Annotated in this window: 14 protein-coding genes, 1 tRNA gene, 1 pseudogene and 1 riboswitch; of the genes and pseudogenes, 14 read left to right on the top strand and 2 right to left on the bottom strand. The window is 58.7% G+C overall.

Features of this window, described 5'->3' with window-relative positions; all coding sequences use genetic code 11:
- Positions 1-142: 142 nt before the first annotated feature.
- The 4 genes and pseudogenes from QA646_RS08940 to QA646_RS08925 form a co-directional block, all read left to right on the top strand.
- Positions 143-340, top strand: a pseudogene (locus QA646_RS08940) (endonuclease); the annotation flags it as partial.
- On the top strand, positions 337-1,083 hold the full coding sequence (locus tag QA646_RS08935; RefSeq protein ID WP_283058711.1) for an NUDIX hydrolase: 747 nt from the start codon (positions 337-339) through the stop codon (positions 1,081-1,083). The pseudogene QA646_RS08940 and the gene QA646_RS08935, both read left to right, overlap by 4 nt.
- Before the next feature lie 87 nt (positions 1,084-1,170).
- Complete coding sequence (locus QA646_RS08930) at positions 1,171-2,088, top strand: PhzF family phenazine biosynthesis protein (protein WP_283058710.1); 918 nt, start codon at positions 1,171-1,173, stop codon at positions 2,086-2,088.
- 125 nt (positions 2,089-2,213) lie between these two features.
- Positions 2,214-2,289: transfer RNA gene (locus tag QA646_RS08925), tRNA-Lys, on the top strand.
- Positions 2,290-2,769: 480 nt separating this feature from the next.
- On the opposite strand, the gene QA646_RS08920 is transcribed toward QA646_RS08925, so the two are convergent.
- On the bottom strand, positions 2,770-3,009 hold the full coding sequence (locus QA646_RS08920) for a hypothetical protein (RefSeq protein WP_283058709.1): 240 nt from the start codon (positions 3,007-3,009) through the stop codon (positions 2,770-2,772).
- Between the two features lie 589 nt (positions 3,010-3,598).
- Here QA646_RS08920 and QA646_RS08915 point away from each other — a divergent pair.
- The gene (locus QA646_RS08915) at positions 3,599-5,059 is read left to right on the top strand and encodes an FAD/NAD(P)-binding protein (protein WP_283058708.1); all 1,461 of its coding nucleotides are present in this window, start codon (positions 3,599-3,601) and stop codon (positions 5,057-5,059) included.
- A gap of 207 nt (positions 5,060-5,266) precedes the next feature.
- Positions 5,267-5,737, top strand: a complete 471-nt coding sequence (locus QA646_RS08910; RefSeq protein ID WP_104823420.1) for an Rrf2 family transcriptional regulator — start codon at positions 5,267-5,269, stop codon at positions 5,735-5,737.
- 50 nt (positions 5,738-5,787) lie between these two features.
- Here QA646_RS08910 and QA646_RS08905 read toward each other — a convergent pair whose 3' ends face one another.
- On the bottom strand, positions 5,788-7,005 hold the full coding sequence (locus QA646_RS08905; RefSeq protein ID WP_283058707.1) for an SfnB family sulfur acquisition oxidoreductase: 1,218 nt from the start codon (positions 7,003-7,005) through the stop codon (positions 5,788-5,790).
- Between the two features lie 793 nt (positions 7,006-7,798).
- On the opposite strand from QA646_RS08905, the gene QA646_RS08900 reads away from it, so the two are divergent.
- From QA646_RS08900 to QA646_RS08865, 8 genes are all read left to right on the top strand, one after another.
- Positions 7,799-9,211 carry an FAD/NAD(P)-binding protein gene (locus QA646_RS08900; protein ID WP_283058706.1) on the top strand — a complete coding sequence of 471 codons (1,413 nt, stop codon included), beginning with the start codon at positions 7,799-7,801 and terminating at the stop codon, positions 9,209-9,211.
- Positions 9,212-9,426: 215 nt separating this feature from the next.
- Positions 9,427-9,644, top strand: a riboswitch (cobalamin riboswitch).
- A 107-nt stretch (positions 9,645-9,751) separates the two neighbouring features.
- On the top strand, positions 9,752-10,165 hold the full coding sequence (locus QA646_RS08895; RefSeq protein WP_283058705.1) for a DUF1636 domain-containing protein: 414 nt from the start codon (positions 9,752-9,754) through the stop codon (positions 10,163-10,165).
- Between the two features lie 10 nt (positions 10,166-10,175).
- On the top strand, positions 10,176-10,955 hold the full coding sequence (locus QA646_RS08890; protein WP_283058704.1) for an ABC transporter ATP-binding protein: 780 nt from the start codon (positions 10,176-10,178) through the stop codon (positions 10,953-10,955).
- A gap of 58 nt (positions 10,956-11,013) precedes the next feature.
- A complete protein-coding gene (locus QA646_RS08885; RefSeq protein WP_283058814.1) occupies positions 11,014-11,928 on the top strand; it encodes an ABC transporter substrate-binding protein in 915 nt (304 codons plus the stop codon).
- Positions 11,929-11,988: 60 nt separating this feature from the next.
- Positions 11,989-12,999, top strand: a complete 1,011-nt coding sequence (locus tag QA646_RS08880) for an iron ABC transporter permease (RefSeq protein WP_283058813.1) — start codon at positions 11,989-11,991, stop codon at positions 12,997-12,999.
- 72 nt (positions 13,000-13,071) lie between these two features.
- Positions 13,072-13,632 (top strand): DUF924 family protein, encoded by a 561-nt coding sequence (locus QA646_RS08875; protein WP_283058703.1) that lies wholly within the window; start codon positions 13,072-13,074, stop codon positions 13,630-13,632.
- Between the two features lie 173 nt (positions 13,633-13,805).
- Entirely contained in the window at positions 13,806-16,433 is a 2,628-nt protein-coding gene (locus QA646_RS08870) for a mechanosensitive ion channel family protein (protein ID WP_283058702.1), read from the top strand.
- A 255-nt stretch (positions 16,434-16,688) separates the two neighbouring features.
- Positions 16,689-17,519 carry a response regulator gene (locus tag QA646_RS08865; RefSeq protein ID WP_283058701.1) on the top strand — a complete coding sequence of 277 codons (831 nt, stop codon included), beginning with the start codon at positions 16,689-16,691 and terminating at the stop codon, positions 17,517-17,519.
- Positions 17,520-17,531: the final 12 nt, after the last annotated feature.

The raw sequence follows: 17,531 nt of genomic DNA, 5'->3' as shown, positions 1-17,531 counted from the left end.
TTTTCGATCTCGCTGCCTTTGAGGCGGCCGGTGAAGGGGAGAAGGGGCGGCTTGGTGCAGAGGTCAATGACATCAGCCGTTCCACACGGCTTCGATCGCAACCTCATCAACGCCATGATTGGCAACCGCCAGAAAGCCGGTTGAGCTCGACTATATCTCGCTGTCCCCGGCCTTGGCACGCGCCAATGCGGCGTGTTTGCCTGACGTCGATTGCTCCGGTCAGCCTTTTCGTACCGTATTTCCGCTCGGACAAGAGATAGAACATTATCCACGCACTGGTTGGGACAGGCCGAAAGCCTCCGATCATTGCCCTATAGTCATGACATTGGATTTACTATGACCCACGCTTTCAAACCGCGAAACGATATGGCCGCCTGGCCACCGGAAAAGACCGTATTCCCGGTCGCGCGCATCGATCTCGCAGTTATTGCCGGCGATCACCCCTTTCATCTCAGCAACGCCAAGGCGGCGCAGGAAAATTGGGAGAAGGAGATCGTCGCCAACCCGGCACTTTACGATGGGCGGATGATCTTCCAGCATCGCTTGTCGGTCAGCGAGCAGGCTGTGGAGGGCGAGGCATATCTCACGCCGTTCTCCACGTTCCTGTGGTGGCGCAAGCAAACGGAACGCAATGGCGGCTTTCATGTCTTTGCCTTTCCGGTCGCCGTCTCCTCCGACGGCGCGATCATCGCCATCCGCATGGCTGAGCATACCGCCAATCCCGGCCAGGTCTATTGTGCCGCAGGTTCGATGGATGAAAACGATATCGTCGACGGGCGCTGCGATATCGAAGGCAATATGCGGCGCGAAGTGATGGAAGAAACCGGCCTCGACCTTGGTGATGCCGTCGCCGATCCGGGCTACCACGCCACGCATACGAACCTTTCCGTGACCCTGTTCCGCGTCTTCCGGTTTCCCTGGACAGCCGAAGAGATGCTGGAGCGTATCCGGGCGCATATGCTGGTGGACCACGAAAAGGAGATCGACGACGCGGTTGCCATTCGCTCGTCCGATCCTGCGGCGCATCATTACAGCGCGGCGATGCCGGCTATTCTCGCATGGTTCTTCGATCGTCAGGAATAGCTTTAGCTTGCGCTGAAGTGTGTTGCCGTTATGTATGGTTGAGCAAGGTTTTACAGTCTAGTCTAGTGTCACGCAATGGAGGCAGGGGTGGCCCGCAGCTTCAGTGTCTATGATGTATTCACCGACAGCAAGCTCGCGGGCAATCCGCTGGCAGTCATCTTCGATGCCGAGGGACTTGATGACGAGGCGATGCAGGCAATCGCCAAGGAAATGAATCTGTCCGAGACGGTTTTCGTTCTGCCGCCGCAGAACCCGGCGCACACGGCAAGCCTGCGCATCTTCACGCCCGGTCGCGAGCTGCCTTTCGCCGGCCATCCGACCGTCGGCACGGCGATCGCACTTGCAGAGCGGGCACATGCCCGCCATGGCGGCGACGTCGATCTCGTTTCGGTTCTGGACGAGCGGGTGGGGCCGGTTCGTTGCGCTGTCAGATTGCGGCAGAGGAGCGCGAGTTTTGCCGAGTTCGACTTGCCGCGGAAGTCACAGCAAATCATGTTGCCGCTCGACAAGGCCGATATCGCCAATGCGCTTAGCTTGAAGGTCACCGAGATCGGTTTCGAGAATCACGTGCCGTCGATCTGGAGCGCCGGCGTGCCGTTCCTGCTGGTGCCGGTGCACGATGTCGGGGCGGCCGAACAGCTGGAATTCGATCCGCAGCTCTGGGAAAAGACTGTACCCTTCGTCGATGGCGCGCTCGCCTCGGCTTTCATCTACTGTCGTGGCGCCCTCAATCACACGGCCAAGTTCCATGCCCGCATGTTCCCGGTCGGGATGGGCATTGTCGAGGATCCGGCAACCGGCTCGGCAGTGGCCGCGCTTTCCGGCGCCATCAACCAATTCGACCGGCTTCCGGATGGCCACCATCCCGTCATCGTCGAACAGGGAGTCGAGATGGGCCGCCCCTCCTTCATCCATCTCCATATCGACATCGACGGCGGCGAAATCGCCAACGCCCGCATCGGCGGTCAGGCCATCCGCGTCGCGACGGGAATTCTTGAGCTTTGATTTTGTAAGGTTTTCGGGGCTCTTCGAAATTTTTTTGACGATTAACCAAAGAAAATTCATCTGGCCACTGGACAATCAAACCGATCCTATTTATACGCCCGGTCACACCGCGAGCGAGCGGTTACGGGTGATTAGCTCAGTTGGTAGAGCAGCTGACTCTTAATCAGCGGGTCGTAGGTTCGAGCCCTACATCACCCACCAAAATTTCTTCTGTTGCCAGTTCTTGAATTGCCGCAAAGTCTTGAAAATAAAGGCTGTTGCGGCAACATGCATGCTCTGTCCATGGCCAAGGCCATCACCGCAACTTCATTGCACATGATTTAGCGCATAAGGCGATGCTGGGAGGCGGTTTGAATCATCGGGAGCCGGCGCGATGAGCGTTGCGATGACCAATATGCATCCCATCGCGATGACGGCACCGGCATAAAGAATGAGCGCGAGATGGTTTTCGTGCACGGCCATGGCCAAACCCATAGATCTTTCAATCTAACCGCTGGCGTTCAGGGAAGTTCCCATGCGCTGGGATGTACTGGGGTCTCGTTTTGTCCGCTGCTGGTTCGGGAAACGCCATCGTCACAACGCCGCACCAATGTGCGGCGGATCGCCATGCAATAGCGCCGTCGGCATATGCCATGACACCAAGCAGCGTGGTGGTCCGGCATTCGCTGATTTGAGTGATGGTCACCAGTAGCGCGAACGCTCGTTTTCCGCGGCGCTTCTTCCCATCAGGTAGCCTATTCCAAAAATGATCGCGCCAATTCCGAGGATCATTGCAGACGTTGCTTGGTGCTCCTGAGCTCCTACAGCGACGGCTTGCGCTTCCCGCTTGGCCACGGAAGTTGCCGACTTCATTGCTCTCTTTATACCATCGGGCTGCTCCACCGGCTTTCCCGTGAAACCTGCATTCAATTCATCTGGCATTGCGTTCTCCTTTTTCAAAAAAGGTAACTGCAGAAAAACCGAACTGTTCCTTCGACCGCGCTTCCGGCACGATCTCTAGGCGCTTTCGAGGCGGGATCTAGTCATGAATTTGGCTGGAGCATGAGCGGTGGGGACACACACCAAACCACTCCGCCATTGCTGGCTTTGAAAGAAATTCTGCTATTGGTTTGCGGCTCAATTAATGTCTTTTATGCCCGCCGCCTTCCATAACGCTGAATACGAAAATGGCTGCGAGAACCAGAACCAGCATATAGTCGAAGGGGGTCAGCAGGTGGAGCAGTTCCATGATGTTTCTCCTCCCAGAGAACATATATTAGAACAATTGGCAGTATGTGCCTTTGTTCCGTGTAAGCCAAGGTTTTCACACCTTGCGGTGCAATAAAGCCGCTGTGCATTGCACAACCAAGTGCTTGTTTGTGCAGGTGATATCGGCTTGATTGAACCTGGCTGGCAGGCTTGAAATCAACAAGCTTGCGGCGGCATCGTATTGTCAATAAATTTTATAGAGTATATTCCTGTCTCGGCGGGAAGTGTTCCGCGTGATCGATCGATCTGGAAGGATTTGGCGATGGCCGCTTGGTCTCACGAATCGCGTGATCGGCCTGTCATGGCAATCATCGGCGGCGGCGTTTCGGGGACTGCGGTTGCCTTTCACTTGTTGCGATCTCAAGCATTGCAGCCCGGTCAGCTCTTCATTTTCGAACCGCGCACGCGGCTCGGGGCAGGGCTTGCCTATGATACCCGGGATCCGGCGCACCGCATCAATGTGCCGGCGGCGAAGATGAGCCTGCTCCCCGATGATATCGAGCATTTCCAGCGTTGGCTTCAGGAAGGCAATGCGCTGGAGGGAGACGAGACGGCTGTCGCGGCGAACGGCGGTCTGTTTCCGCGGCGCGGGCTTTTTGGTCGTTATATCGGTGCCATGGTGCAACCTTTTGTCGATAGCGGCGCCATCACCCATATAGCTGAGAGGGCTACGGATGTCCGGTGCATGGACGGTCGCTGGGTGATCACGGGCGAGGCGGGACGGCGCTTGTCGGCGGATATTCTCGTCATTGCCACAAGCCACCCGTCGCCCCTGCCGCCGCGGTCCTTACAAAGCGCGCTTGTCGGCCATCCGCGCTTCGTCGCGGACCCGACGCGGCCGGATGCGCTCGACGCTATTCGCGCCGGTGACCGCGTGCTGGTGGTCGGCAACGGTCTGACTTCTGCTGACGTTATCGCCTCCCTCGAGCTGCGCGGTCATAAGGGACCGATCACCGCGATCTCGCGACGCGGCCTGCGGTCGCGCGGGCATGCGCCGGTAAAGCAGGAGCTGTTCGGCGATTTCGTCAGCCACCCGTCACGGACGGCGCTTGATCTTCTGAGGCGGGTACGCGCCGCCATTCGCGAGGCGGAAGGTGAGGGGCGGAGTTGGCATGCGGTAATCGATCAGGTGCGCGCTCAGGGACAGCATCTGTGGCGGGCAATGCCGGTCAAGGAGCGGCGTCGCGTGGTGCGGCATTTGCGGCCTTTCTGGGATGTGCATCGCTTCCGTGTCGCGCCGCAGGTGGAGGCCGTCAGTGAAGAGGCGATTCGCGCCGGCAGGCTGGAGGTGCTCGCTGCCTCCGTCGCATCCGTAGAGGCGAAGGGCGAGGTGATCGAGTGTACGCTTCGGCTCAGCCGCTCGGCCAAGAGCCTCGATCGGCAATTCGATGCGGTCGTTGTGACGACCGGACCGGGCCATCGCGGCATTCTGGCGTCGCAAGGCTGGATCGGCGGGCTTGCAGATGCGGGCTACCTCGCTATCGATGCCACAGGTCTCGGCCTTGCCTGCAACACGGCATCGCAGGCGCTTGGCGCGGGTGGCAAAGTGGCACCGTCGCTGTTCATTTCAGGACCTCTGGCGCGAGGCACCTTCGGCGAACTTATGGGCTTGCCCGAAGTGATCGAGCACGCCGTTTTCGTCGCAGGGCAGGTGGGATCGGCGGTTGCGGATTACACCAAGCGTAAGCATAACGCGTCAAAACTTGATAACAGCGCTACGTAAAGGCATAAAAAGCGCAGAATCGTTGCTTGAGCGATACGTTTGCCTAAATTTACTCATATAAACTATACAATTTGTGAGTTATTGTCTTGTTCTTAAGAGGCGACGGCGTTACTTCCGTGGTCAATGAGGGAACACGTCAGGCCGATTGAGTGGCGATCAAACGGTGCTGGACTTTCAACAATCGACTTTGCAGTAAAGCGGATAGCGATGCTCACGAAAAAAGGAAAATACGGGTTGAAGGCTCTGGTGGACCTGGCACGCCTGGGGCCGGGCGAGACTGCGTTTATCAACGACATCGCATCCCGCAATAATATCCCAAAGAAATTCCTCGACACCATTCTGTTGGAACTGCGCAATGCCGGCGTGCTGCGCTCAAAGAAGGGACCAGGCGGCGGTTATTCGCTGTCGCGTCCGGCCTCCGACATCCGTATCGGCCATGTCATCCGCACACTCGACGGTCCGCTCGCGCCGATCCGCTGCGCCAGCCGCACGGCCTATGAAGCCTGCGACGATTGCGCCGATCCGGAGCGCTGTCATGTGCGCCGTTCGATGACGGAAGTCCGCGACGCGATCGCAGCCATTCTCGACAATATGACGCTCGAACAATTCGTCGCCGGCGGCGGGCCGGGGATCGAAATCGAAGAGCAGGAAGACTATCGCGCTTCGAATATCGGCTGATCCCTATCTCGCCCCTTGCGGGCGAGATAGGCCCTCGATTTTGCCGCTCTTTACAGCGTCCAGTTCTTCGGCGGCGTCACGCCGTTGAGATGATAATTCCCGACGATATGATATTTCCAGCGCACCGGGTCGTGTAGCGTGTGGGTGCGAGCGTTGCGCCAGTGGCGGTCGAGATTGAGGCCGATGCGCGTGGAGGAGGTTCCTGCGAGCTCGAACAGCGTGTTCGAGGCTTCGATGGCGATTTCCGTCGTCAGGGTTTTTGCGGCGGCCACGGCAAGCGTGGCCTCGATCACATCGTCTTCGGTGGGATTGATCTGGGCGATATCGATCTTCTTGCCGGCACGTTCCAGCATCGCGGCGGCGGCCTCGATACGGATGGCGATCTGGCCGATCCTGGTGATGGTCAACGGATCATCCGCGGCGCGCTCGACGCCGCTGTCCATCCAGGGGCGGGTATGCGTTTTCACGAACTCTATGGTTTCGGCGAAGGCGGCTCGGGCAATGCCGAGGTCGATGCCGGCATGGATGATTTGGCCGACCGAGCCGATGGTCGTCGCCCGCTCGAAGCCTTTGTGATGCGAGACGACAGCGTCGGCGTTGACGTAGACATTGTGCAGGATCGTCGTGCCGCTGCCGGATGTCCGCTGACCGAAACCGTCCCAGTCATCGATAATCTGAATGCCCTCGGTGCCACGCGGAACGAGTGACATGGTGAGGTTGTCCTGCGCGTTCAGCGCAAAGATAGCGATCCAGTCGGCGAAAAGCACGCCGGTGGAATAGAATTTGCGGCCGTTGACACGAAAGCCCAGTCCGTCCGACGTCAAGCGCGTATTGTATTGACCGGCGGTTGCAGTGCCGAGTTCGGAGAATGCGTTGCCGAAGCGGTCACCGGCCAGCGCCCTGGAGAAGAAGAAGTTTTTCTGCTCCTCGCTGCCGTCAATGCGCAGCGCTTCCAGAATGTAGAAATGGTTTTGCGGAATCTGCGCGATCGAAGGATCGGCTTCGGCTAGGATGGCGACAATTTCGGCGAGAACCGAGTTGGAGATATCGAGGCCGTCATGTTCGGATGGAGTGGTAATGCCGAGCAGGCCGGATTGCGAAAGGGCCTCCAACTCCTGGTGGGGCAATATGCGGTTGATGTCGCGGTCGCTGGCCTCCTGAGAGAACCGGGCGGCCAGTGATCGCGCGATCTCCAGCGCTTCCTCCTCGCTTTGAATGCGGTGTGCGGGCGGTCTGACGCGCTCGTGCAACTGTGAAACAGTTCCCATTCATCACCCCATCAGGGTTGCTATTTCAGTGACTTAGCGGTGCGAAAGCGGTGTTATCTTAATTCTATAGATCTACTATACAATAAATTTTCTTTACTTATCCAGCTTTCGCTACCGGTCATAATAGGCATCGAATGGAGAAATTGTAAGCGGCCGGTTCATTGCAGCCGTCGCTGGCATCCAAGAGAGCGCCATGGTCGCGACCCTGGCCCTCCCGGATTTAAATGGCCCTGCCGATCGCCATGGGTCGCGCAACTGGGCCTGCGGCCATCGTCCGGCAACCCCCAAGTTTACGAGTGCGAGTTGGAGGGGAGATGCCTGGCTCGTCACACGTAGTCTCGGATACCTGCTTGCTACGAACCTCGTAGATCGGTCTCAGATCGGCCTGCCGGCGAGACCATGTCGTATCACGATCCCCCGTCAAAAACGGCGATCGCAAGAAAGCGCTTGCTACCGGCGCATTTTCGCGCTTTCATATACGACTAAATAAATAGACAATAGCAACAATTGCTCCTCGGACTGCCGATGGGCTCGAGATGTGCAGGTTGACGAAGTGAAATGGGTTCCCAGTTTGGATGGAAGCCCGCCCAGAGCATCCGGTTTTCAGGTGGATCACCGAAACGAAGAAGATGCAATGGGTTCAAAGAACCAGAGCAGCCCTTCTGCGTTTACGGACGTTCGGCGCTCTAGCAGCCAGTCGTTCGGTGGCCGCGAGCTGTGTGCGGTTCACAGCCAAATATCAGTATGCCCTTAGAAAAGCATGATCGACCACCTCTTTGCCCCGGGAGTTGATATGACGGTTCAGGGACTTTTTTCCGCCAGGGCAAATGCCTCGGCACAGGCCTATGCAATGCCGCGCATCGCCGTCGTCGGCCGCGGCTTTTCAGGCATGATGATGGCGATTGCCTTGATGAAGACGGTGCGCACGCCGTTTCATCTGCAGCTTTTCGATCCTAATTCCAGCGTCAGCGGCGGTCAGGCTCTGGCGTCCGGCCACAGCAGCGAAATCCTGAACAGCCGTGTGCGCGATCTCTCGGTTTCCGCCGGCGATCCCAACGATTTCAACGATTGGCTCTGTAGCAATGCGACCTTCCGTAGTGCCGTGCCGGCTGCAATTCCTGGGTTTCTGCAGATCTTCGTCCCCAAGAGCATTTTCAGCGATTATGTCTACCAGCGCTTTTCCGATGCATTGTCCTTGCGGCGGGACATCACGGTGCAAGTCAGCGCAGAGACGGTAACCGGCCTTTGCCGCAGTCATGGCGACCGCTTTGTGGTGGAGAGCGCCGCCGCCAATCCACCGTTCGACATAGTGATCCTGGCCACCGGCTACGGCATTGCCGATCATGAGCCGCAGAGCGGTGAACCCGTGGCGACGCCGACGACGGTCCGCGCCCGCCGCCTGGTGTCGCGCCCGCATACGGTATTGCTCGGCAGCGGTCTGCGTGTCGTCGACCGACTGCTGCAAATGCGTGACAACGGCTATGACGGTCAGATCACCATCGTTTCGAGGCACGGCTTTCTGCCGCAGAGCCATACGCGCAGCAATGCCGATCCGGTCTTTCCCGCGGAAGCCATGCCCACCAGTCTCAGCGAGATCGTGCGCTTTATCCGGCGGGCTTGCGAGAATGCTGAGGCGAGCGGGCAGAGCTGGCAATCCGTCATGAACGGCCTGCGCAAACATGCACGCTCGCTCTGGCGTTCACTGCCGGCGGGACAGAAGCAGCAATTCAATCGCCATCTGCGCGCTCTTTACGACAGCCACCGTAATCGTCTGCCGGAGGCACTGTATGTCCGGCTCAAACAGGAGCTGGCGGAGGGCAGTACGCTGTCGCGCCATGGACAATTCCTCGGGCGTACGCCGACCGGATTGGTGCTGAAGCCGGCTGGTCACCAAGGCGTGGAGCAGATCTATGCCGACGAAGTGATCGATTGCCGCTGTCAGGAGCCCGATCTCGACACGCCATTGATGCGGAGCCTGATCGACGCGGGCCTCGCCACACCGGACGAACTCGGTTTTGGCCTGGCTGTGGAGGCGACGGGCGCGCTTTCCGTGGATGGACAAACGACAGAGGGGCTTTTCGCCATCGGTCCGCTCGGGCTCGGAAGCTTGCCGGATATCGATCTCGTGCCCGAGATCGTCACGCAGGCCTATGCGGCTGCGGATGGGGTGGCTGCGCGGTTCTATCCGCAGTGTAAGGCCGTGTGATCAGGTTTTGTCTCGTTTACCTCCGGGGGCGAGATTACGCCCCCGTTCTCCATCGCTGTGATGAATACGAGCTTCCGACCTATCACCATGCCTGAGATTTTGATTGAAATATGTAATGTAATAACATATCAACTTGACTTACCCAACACGCCAATCGGACTTAGGGACAAATGCAGGCATCGATGACATCGCCATTGCTCGTTTCGATTTTCTGTGAGATGAACGATGTCGATGGTGCTGCCGCCGGAAACATCCGGAGGGCGGCTGAAAAGGGAACACGGTGCGGATTACCCATCAGGGGCCAAAACCGTGGCTGCCCCCGCAACTGTAAGCGGAGAGCGCGTTCGCGATATGCCACTGGCTTCATGCCGGGAAGGTGCGAACGGGCTGTGACCCGTGAGCCAGGAGACCTGCCATCGATAACGTCAACCGCAACGGACGGGGTGTTCCGATGGAAATTCAGTGGTTGGGCGAGGGCGCATTCGTGTCCGCAAGCCCTATCTTGACTTTGCCTCCGGTAAGATCTCCGGGAGGCTTTTCATGGACAAAGCAAAAGAGCAGACGCATCGGATCACCGTATGCACGAGTTGCCGCCACTTCGGCACGCCATGCCGCCCCGGTCTCGATCTGCTGAAGCATCTGCAAGCAGCCATTATCCAGGCCGGTGCAGCGCTTTCCGACGATTTCAGTCTGGAGGGCAGCGTCTGCATGGCTGGCTGCGATCGGCCGTGCACCGTCGCGTTTCAGGCGTCGGCAAAGGCGACGTACCTCTTTGGCGATATCGCTGATGAGGCCGACATCGGAGCGCTGGTCTCCTTCGCCGAGCTTTACCGCGATCGGCCCGATGGCCTGACGCGGGAAGGTGAGCGCCCAAAAATGTTGGGCGGCAAGACATTGGCGCGTATCCCGGCGGCCATCGTTTCGTCCGAACGCCACGCAACGCTTTTACAATAGGAGCGGGGGCATGTTGGACAAATGCTTGCGACTGGAAGCTGATGGCGTCACCTGGGGGCCGCATAAGGGTAAGCCGATCATCCGAGACATCAGCCTGTCTGTCAAAGCCGGGGATCGGCTGGCGATTATCGGTCCGAACGGGGCCGGTAAGTCGACCCTGCTCCGCTGCCTCTATCGTGGTATCCGTCCGCAACAGGGTCTGGTGCGTCTCGACGGTACCGATCTCTGGTCGATCGGCCCGCGTGAGGCGGCGCGGCGTATCGCCGTCGTCCTGCAGGAGACGCCGGGCGATTTTCCCTTCAGCGTCCGTGACGTGGTGATGATGGGCCGCATTCCCCATCGCAAAGGCATGGCGCGGTGGAGCGATGAGGATCATGCGGCAACTGCGGCGGCACTTCTCCGTCTGGATCTCAAGCATCTGGCGCTCCGGCAATTCGCATCGCTTTCAGGCGGCGAGAAACAGCGGGTATTGATTGCCCGCGCGCTGGCACAGGAGCCGGAGCTGATCATCCTCGATGAGCCGACCAATCATCTCGATATCCGCCATCAGCTCGAAATACTGGCGCTGTTGAAAGGCCTCGGTGTGACGATCATCACCACCTTGCACGACATCAATCTCGCCGCCGATTTCGCGACGCATGTTGCGGTGCTCGATTCCGGCCGTCTGAGCGGTCACGGCTTGCCCACCGAAGTTCTGACCGCCGAGCGCATCTCATCCGCATTCCGTGTCGAGGCAAGCCGTCAGGTCGCGGGCGACACATCCCATCGTTTTAGTTTTTCTCTTCGATAGTTTGGAGCCCTTCATGTTTTTCCGTATGTCCTTGCCCGCTACTGCCTTGCTGCTCGGCATGCTCTTCGCCGGCGGCACCTTGGCCGAACCCGTCACGGTGCATAGCTGCAATCGCGATGTCACCTTCGATGAGGCGCCGGTGCGCGCCGTTTCCAATGACGTCAATCTCACCGAAATGATGCTGGCGCTGAAGCTAAGGGATCGGATGGTCGGCTATACCGGCGTTTCCGGCTGGAAGACGCTGGACGAGAAGCTCAGGGACGGCGTCCAGGAAATGCCGGAACTTTCGCCGAAATATCCGACCAAGGAGGTGTTGCTCGGCGCCAATGCCGACTTTTATTTCGCCGGCTGGAACTACGGCATGAAAGTGGGCGGCGAAGTGACGCCAGAGACCTTGGCGCCCTTTGGCATCAAGGTCTATGAGCTTACCGAATCCTGCATTTTCGTCATGCAGAAAAACAAGCCGACCATGGACGACATGTTCGTGGACCTGCTGAATCTCGGCAAGATTTTCCGTGTCGAAGATAGGGCCGAGGCCTTGGTTGCCGGCTATCGCAAACAGCTTAGCGATATCCAGTCGAAAATCGGTCATGTCGACAAGCCGACCCGCGTCTTCGTCTATGATTCCGGCGAGGAAAAGCCCTTCACATCGGGCCGTTACGGCATCCCGACGGCAATGATCGAAGCGGCCGGCGGCACCAATGTCATGGACGATGTCGAAAAGAGCTGGACGGAAGTTTCCTGGGAGCCGGTGATTGAGAAGAACCCCGAAGTCATCGTCATCGTCGACTATGGCCAGGTCACCGCGGCCCAGAAGATCGCATTCCTGAAGAACAATCCGGCCTTCAAGAACATCGACGCCGTGAAGAACGACCGTTTCGTCGTGCTGCCCTATGTGGAGGCCACGCCGGGACCGCGCAATATCGAAGCCATCGCCACGCTGGCAAAGGCGTTCCATCCTGAAGCGATGTAACGAACGACAATGCCGATCCGTCCGGTCCATCACTGGACGGATCGCTTCCTGGATTTTCGTATGCGCCCCGGTCTTCCCATCCTGATCCTTCTCCTTACTGCTTTCCTCGTCATGTCGATCACGGCGGGCGTGTCATTTGGCGCGGCGCCGATCCCGTTTGCGACCGTCTGGTCGATCGTCGGCAACAAGCTGCATGCCGGCTTGTTTCCCATCACTTGGTCGGGTGGACAGGAAAGCATCGTTTGGGATGTCCGTTTTCCGCGCGTCATCCTGGCGTTACTGGTAGGGGCGGGGCTTGCGGTCACTGGAGCGGTGCTGCAGGCCCTGACGCGAAATCCGCTGGCGGATCCACATCTTCTCGGCGTTTCCTCAGGTGCCGCTTTCGGCGCTATTCTGGCGCTCCTGCACACGGGACTTATTTTCGGGCTGTTGACAGTGCCGTTGTTTTCTTTCGCCGGCGCACTGCTTGCGATTGCCGCCGTGGCGCTGGTGACCCGGCTGACGCGCTCGCATTCGGCCGACCGGCTGGTGCTGTCGGGTGTCGCCGTCGCCTTTGTCTTTACCGCGCTCGGCAATCTCCTGATTTTTCTCGGCGACCCCAGGGCGGCCAATACCGTTGTCTTCTGGATGCTCGGTGGCCTGGGGCTGGCGCAATGGCAGCATCTGATCTATCCGGCCGGCGTGCTTCTCGTCTGCCTTTGCGCGCTGATGCTGAAATCACGGGAGCTGAACGCGCTAGCCATGGGCGATGAGACAGCAGCGACGCTCGGCATCGCCGTATCGCAATTCCGCTTCCTGCTTTTCGTCGTTACAGCGCTGCTGACGGGCGTCATGGTTGCCTTTTCGGGAGCGATCGGCTTTATCGGACTGATGGTGCCGCATTTCGTCCGGCTGCTTGCCGGGGGCGACAATGTCCGCATCGTGCCGCTCAGCGCCGCCTTCGGGGCACTGACATTGGTCTGGGCCGATATGGCCGCGCGGCTTATCATGGCGCCGGAGGACATGCCGATCGGTATCGTCACGGGTTTGGCCGGCGGCATCGCCTTCATTCTGATCCTGCGAAAAAGCTGACCAACGGGCGTTCCCCATTGCCGGCCGCCGCTCGTAAACCTATTTCCTGACGGGCATGCCGGGAGGAAGGGAATGGCCGCTGATCTGATTGTTTGCACACCAGAAGAGGTGTTGAGCTTCTGGTTCGAGGAATGCACGAGCGAGGATTGGTTCCGCTCGACCGTTATTCTCGACGAAGAAATGCGCCGTCGGTTTCGCGACACGCATCTGGCATTGGCAGCCGGTGTGCCCGATCTCTGGCGGACAACGTCCGAAAACCGCCTTGCAGCGATCATCGTCCTCGATCAGTTTGCCCGCAACATCTATCGCGGAACGCCGCTGGCTTTTGCGACGGATGGTTTGGCATTGCGGGAGGCGAAAGAGGCTTTGGAGGTCGGCGCGGATCAAGGGATGCCGGCGGAACGGCGAATATTCTTCTACATGCCGTTCGAGCATGCCGAGGATCTCGCCGAACAGGACCGAGCCGTTGCGCTTTTCCGCTCGCTCGGTCTCGAAGAGCAGATCGACTATGCGCTTCGCCATCGCGCCGTCATTGCCGCCTACGGTCGCTTCCCGCATCGCAATGTCTTCCTTGGTCGGGTGTCGACGGAGGCTGAGAAAGCCTATCTTGCCCAGCCGGACGCAGGATTCTGAGGGAATAAAGGTGTAAATGCCTTTGTGTCGCCTTTCTTTGCCTTACAAGGCGTACGCGTAGGGAATATGAAATTCGCAATCACAGTATGGGAAGACCGCGTTCTTCCATTGTTTCGTGCGGCGAATCCGTTTGCTCAGCCGCCGGCGATTTAATCTGCGACGAGGAGCTTTGCTTGCGCCTGCTGACACTCCGCCTCCGTTTTTTGCCCGTGCTGCTTTTGATACTGAGCGCAGCCACAGTTGCCGGCTTTTTGACGGGCGGGCACGCTTTTGCGCAGAATCAGCAACAGGCGCAGCCTGCAGAGAAACCGGAACAGCCCGCAGCTCAAGCGCCCCAGTCGGCGCAGCTCGCTAACGGTTTGTTGGAGACTGCGGTTGCCGATCTCGCCAAGGCGAAGAAGGACTTTGCCTCGATCGAAGAGGAGTCCAAAGAAGAGGGGGCGGATGACAGTGCGTTGCTCGCCCTTTCCGGTCGGGCGGATGAGCTCAGTCGCTCCGCAGCGGCGATTTCGACGCGGTTGAAGCCTCGCACTGCCGAGATCGACACGCGTCTGACGCAGCTTGGTGCGCCGCCCAAGGATGGGCAGCCGCCGGAAGCTGCGATCGTTACCCAAGAGCGCGACCGTCTGAACGCCGAGCGTTCGCAAATCAGCGCCGTGACCGTCGACGCCGATAACCTCGTTGCGGCAAGCAACCGGCTTGTGATGCAGCTTGTCGAAGTGCGCCGAAAGCTGTTTGCCGAGACGCTGTTCAAGCGTACGGGCGTTTCCGCCACCACATTCGAAGATGCGGGAACTGCCTTCGTCAACGAGGGCGTAGAGTTCGGTAATGCCGTAGCGAGCTGGATCGGCTTCGTCGTCAAGGCCAAACTCGGTTCGCTGCTGACTGCCCTTTTCCTGTCGCTGGGCGCGGCGTTGATTTTCCTGTCCGGCGGTTATCGACTGTTCCGCAGGTACTATGTGCGGGACGAAAACATTGAAAATCCGCCATATATCAGCCGCCTCTCGGTCGCGTTCTGGTCGACGCTGATCCGCACGCTGTCGCTGGTCGCGTTCCTCGTAACGTCCTTTTTCTTTCTGTCGAATTTCAACGTGCTGCGGCCGGATATCGCGCCGGTCCTGGCGGCTCTGTTCGGCTTCATCGGACTGGTCTATTTCGTCGGCCGCCTGGCAAATGCGGTTTTTGCGCCCTTCAGGCCGCATTGGCGGCTCGTCAAGCTGTCCAACAAAGGCGCCCGTTCGCTAAGCTGGTGCATGCAGGCCATGGCCGTCGTCAATGGTCTCGATTACGTTTTCGACCGCATCAGCGAATCCATGGGATCGCCTGTCGTCGTCACCGTGGCGAAGAGCTTCTTCGCGGCCCTGCTGATTGGCCTCATCCTGATTGCTGCCTCCTTCGGGTCGCCGATCCTTTCAAAGAACGGCAATCCCGATGCTCCCGGCCGTCGCTGGCCGCATGGCATGGCGATCATCCTTCGGGTGCTCGGTACATTGCTGATCTTCACGGCCGTTATCGGCTATGTCGGTCTGGCGCGCTTCATCGCAACGCAGTTGATCGTGACCAGTGCCGTTCTGGCGACGATGTATCTCGGCTTCCAGCTCGGCAAGTCGGTGTCGAGGCAGGGCGTGTTTGGCGAGACGATCGTCGGGCGTTTCCTCGAAAGCCGCTTCGCGCTCGGCGATGTCGCGCTCGATCAGGCCGGTCTAGGGGCCGGCCTTGCAACCTATGCCGTCGCGCTTCTGACCGGCATTCCGCTGATTCTGCTGTCCTGGGGGTTCCATATCCAGGATCTGGAGCTGATCGCCTATAGGCTGTTCACCGAAATCCACATCGGAAACATGTCGATTTCGCTGGTCGGCATCTTCGCAGGCGTCCTGCTCTTTGCCGGCGGTTATCTGGTGACGCGCTGGTTCCAGCGCTGGCTGGACAGCAATGTCATGGCGCGAGGGCAGGTGGACTTGGGTGTCCGCAACTCGGTGAAGACCGGCATCGGCTATCTCGGCGTGGCGGTGGCGTCGATCATCGCCATTTCGGCGGCCGGCATTGACCTGTCGAGCCTGGCGCTGGTCGCCAGCGCGCTTTCGGTCGGTATCGGTTTCGGCTTGCAGAATATCGTGTCGAACTTCGTCTCGGGCTTGATTCTGCTGGTCGAACGGCCCTTCAAGGTCGGCGACTGGATCGTCTCGGGTACGTCGGAAGGCATCGTCAAGCGCATCTCGGTGCGCGCGACCGAGATCGAAACCTTCCGCAAGCAGTCGATCATCGTGCCGAATTCGGAGCTGATCAACGGCTCGGTCGGCAACTGGACGCACCGCAATCGCTTGGCGCGCTCGGAAATTCCGGTATCGGTCAGTTTCGATGCCGATCCGCAGAGAGTCATGGATATTCTGCTGGAGCTGGTGCGTGGCATCCCGAAGGTGCTCAGAAATCCGGAGCCGCATGTGGAATTCCTGCGCATCGGTCCGTCCTCGCTCGATTTCGAGATGCGTTTCTACCTCTCCGATCTCTCCGACGGCATGGAGATCCGCAACAATCTGCGTATCAATATCCTGAAGCGGTTTCGCGAGGAAGGGATTGCGATTCCCTATCCGCATCAGGAGCTGCACATCGTCCGCGATAGCAAGCGAGGCAGACAGACCGATCTGTTGGCGACCACCAATCTCGCCGACTCCGCCGATGGGCCGGAAGTCGTGGGTGAAGATGTCGTGAAAGACACCGCTTCACCGGCCGAAGAGGAGCTGCCGCAGCCGCTTGAGGTCAGGAGCAGCGTTCGTCGTCGCGGCAAGGCATCCGCCCAGTGATGTAATTGCGACAAGGACATGGCCAGTAAGTGGACGAGCAGGGTTGACCACCGATCTGTATCGTGTCGGCGAGAGGCTATTTGATCCGGATAACGCGGTGTTGCGCGCCTGACATCTGAATGTTCGCGGTACAATAAATGAGAAGGTGGCCCGATGGTCGCCTCTTCATTTATGGGAAACCAGTCGCTTAATAAATATTCAAGTGCTTTGCTGTAGAAATTCGGAAGGGGACGATTTCTATTAGCAGGTTTAATCATGCCATTTTTGGGTATTTCGGGAATGCAGTATTCCGGCGGCTCGCTTGCTGGAGCGCGTATTCTTCTCGCCGAGGATTCCAATGTCTTTACGTCGATGATCAGCAAGAAGCTGAAGGAACTCTTCGACATCGATATCGAAATCTGCAGGAACTTCGAAGAATTGCAGTTTGCCTATGATAAGTCGGCGGAGCCGATCCGGTTGGCGATCTCCAATATCAATCTGCCGGGGGCGGAAAAGGGCGAGGCGCTGGAATATCTTGTCGATCTCAGCATCCCGACGATCGTCTTCACCGGCACGTTCCAGGAAGGCATGCGCGACGCACTGATCGCGAAGGATGTTGTCGACTATATTCTCAAGGACAATATCTTCGCTGTCGATCTGCTGGCCGAGTCGATTTGCCGCTTTCTTACCAATCATCGTCATCATGTGCTGATCGTCGACGACAGCGCCACGGCGCGCGCGCTGCTGTCCAGCCGACTGAAGCGCTATAATTTCCGCGTCAGCGTCGCCGAGAACGGCGCAAAGGCATTGGAGATCCTGAAGGCCAATCGCGACATCGGCCTGATGGTCACCGACTACAACATGCCCGATATCGACGGCTTCGAACTGACGCGCCGCATCCGGGCCAGCATCGGCTCGCATGAGCTGCGCATCATTGGCGTCTCATCCTCTACCAACCGGCTCTTGTCGGCGCGCTTTCTCAAGGCCGGCGGCAATGATTTCATCCTGCGGCCGTTCATCGACGAAGAATTCTATTGCCGTGTGAACCAGAACCTCGACACGTTGCTGCAGATTCAGTCGATGCGGCAGGAAAGATTGAGTGCATGACATGCCGGAAGA

The organism is Rhizobium sp. CB3090 (assembly GCF_029714285.1).
In the GTDB taxonomy this organism is placed as follows: Bacteria; Pseudomonadota; Alphaproteobacteria; order Rhizobiales; family Rhizobiaceae; genus Rhizobium.
This window is presented reverse-complemented; position numbering and strand designations above follow the sequence as displayed.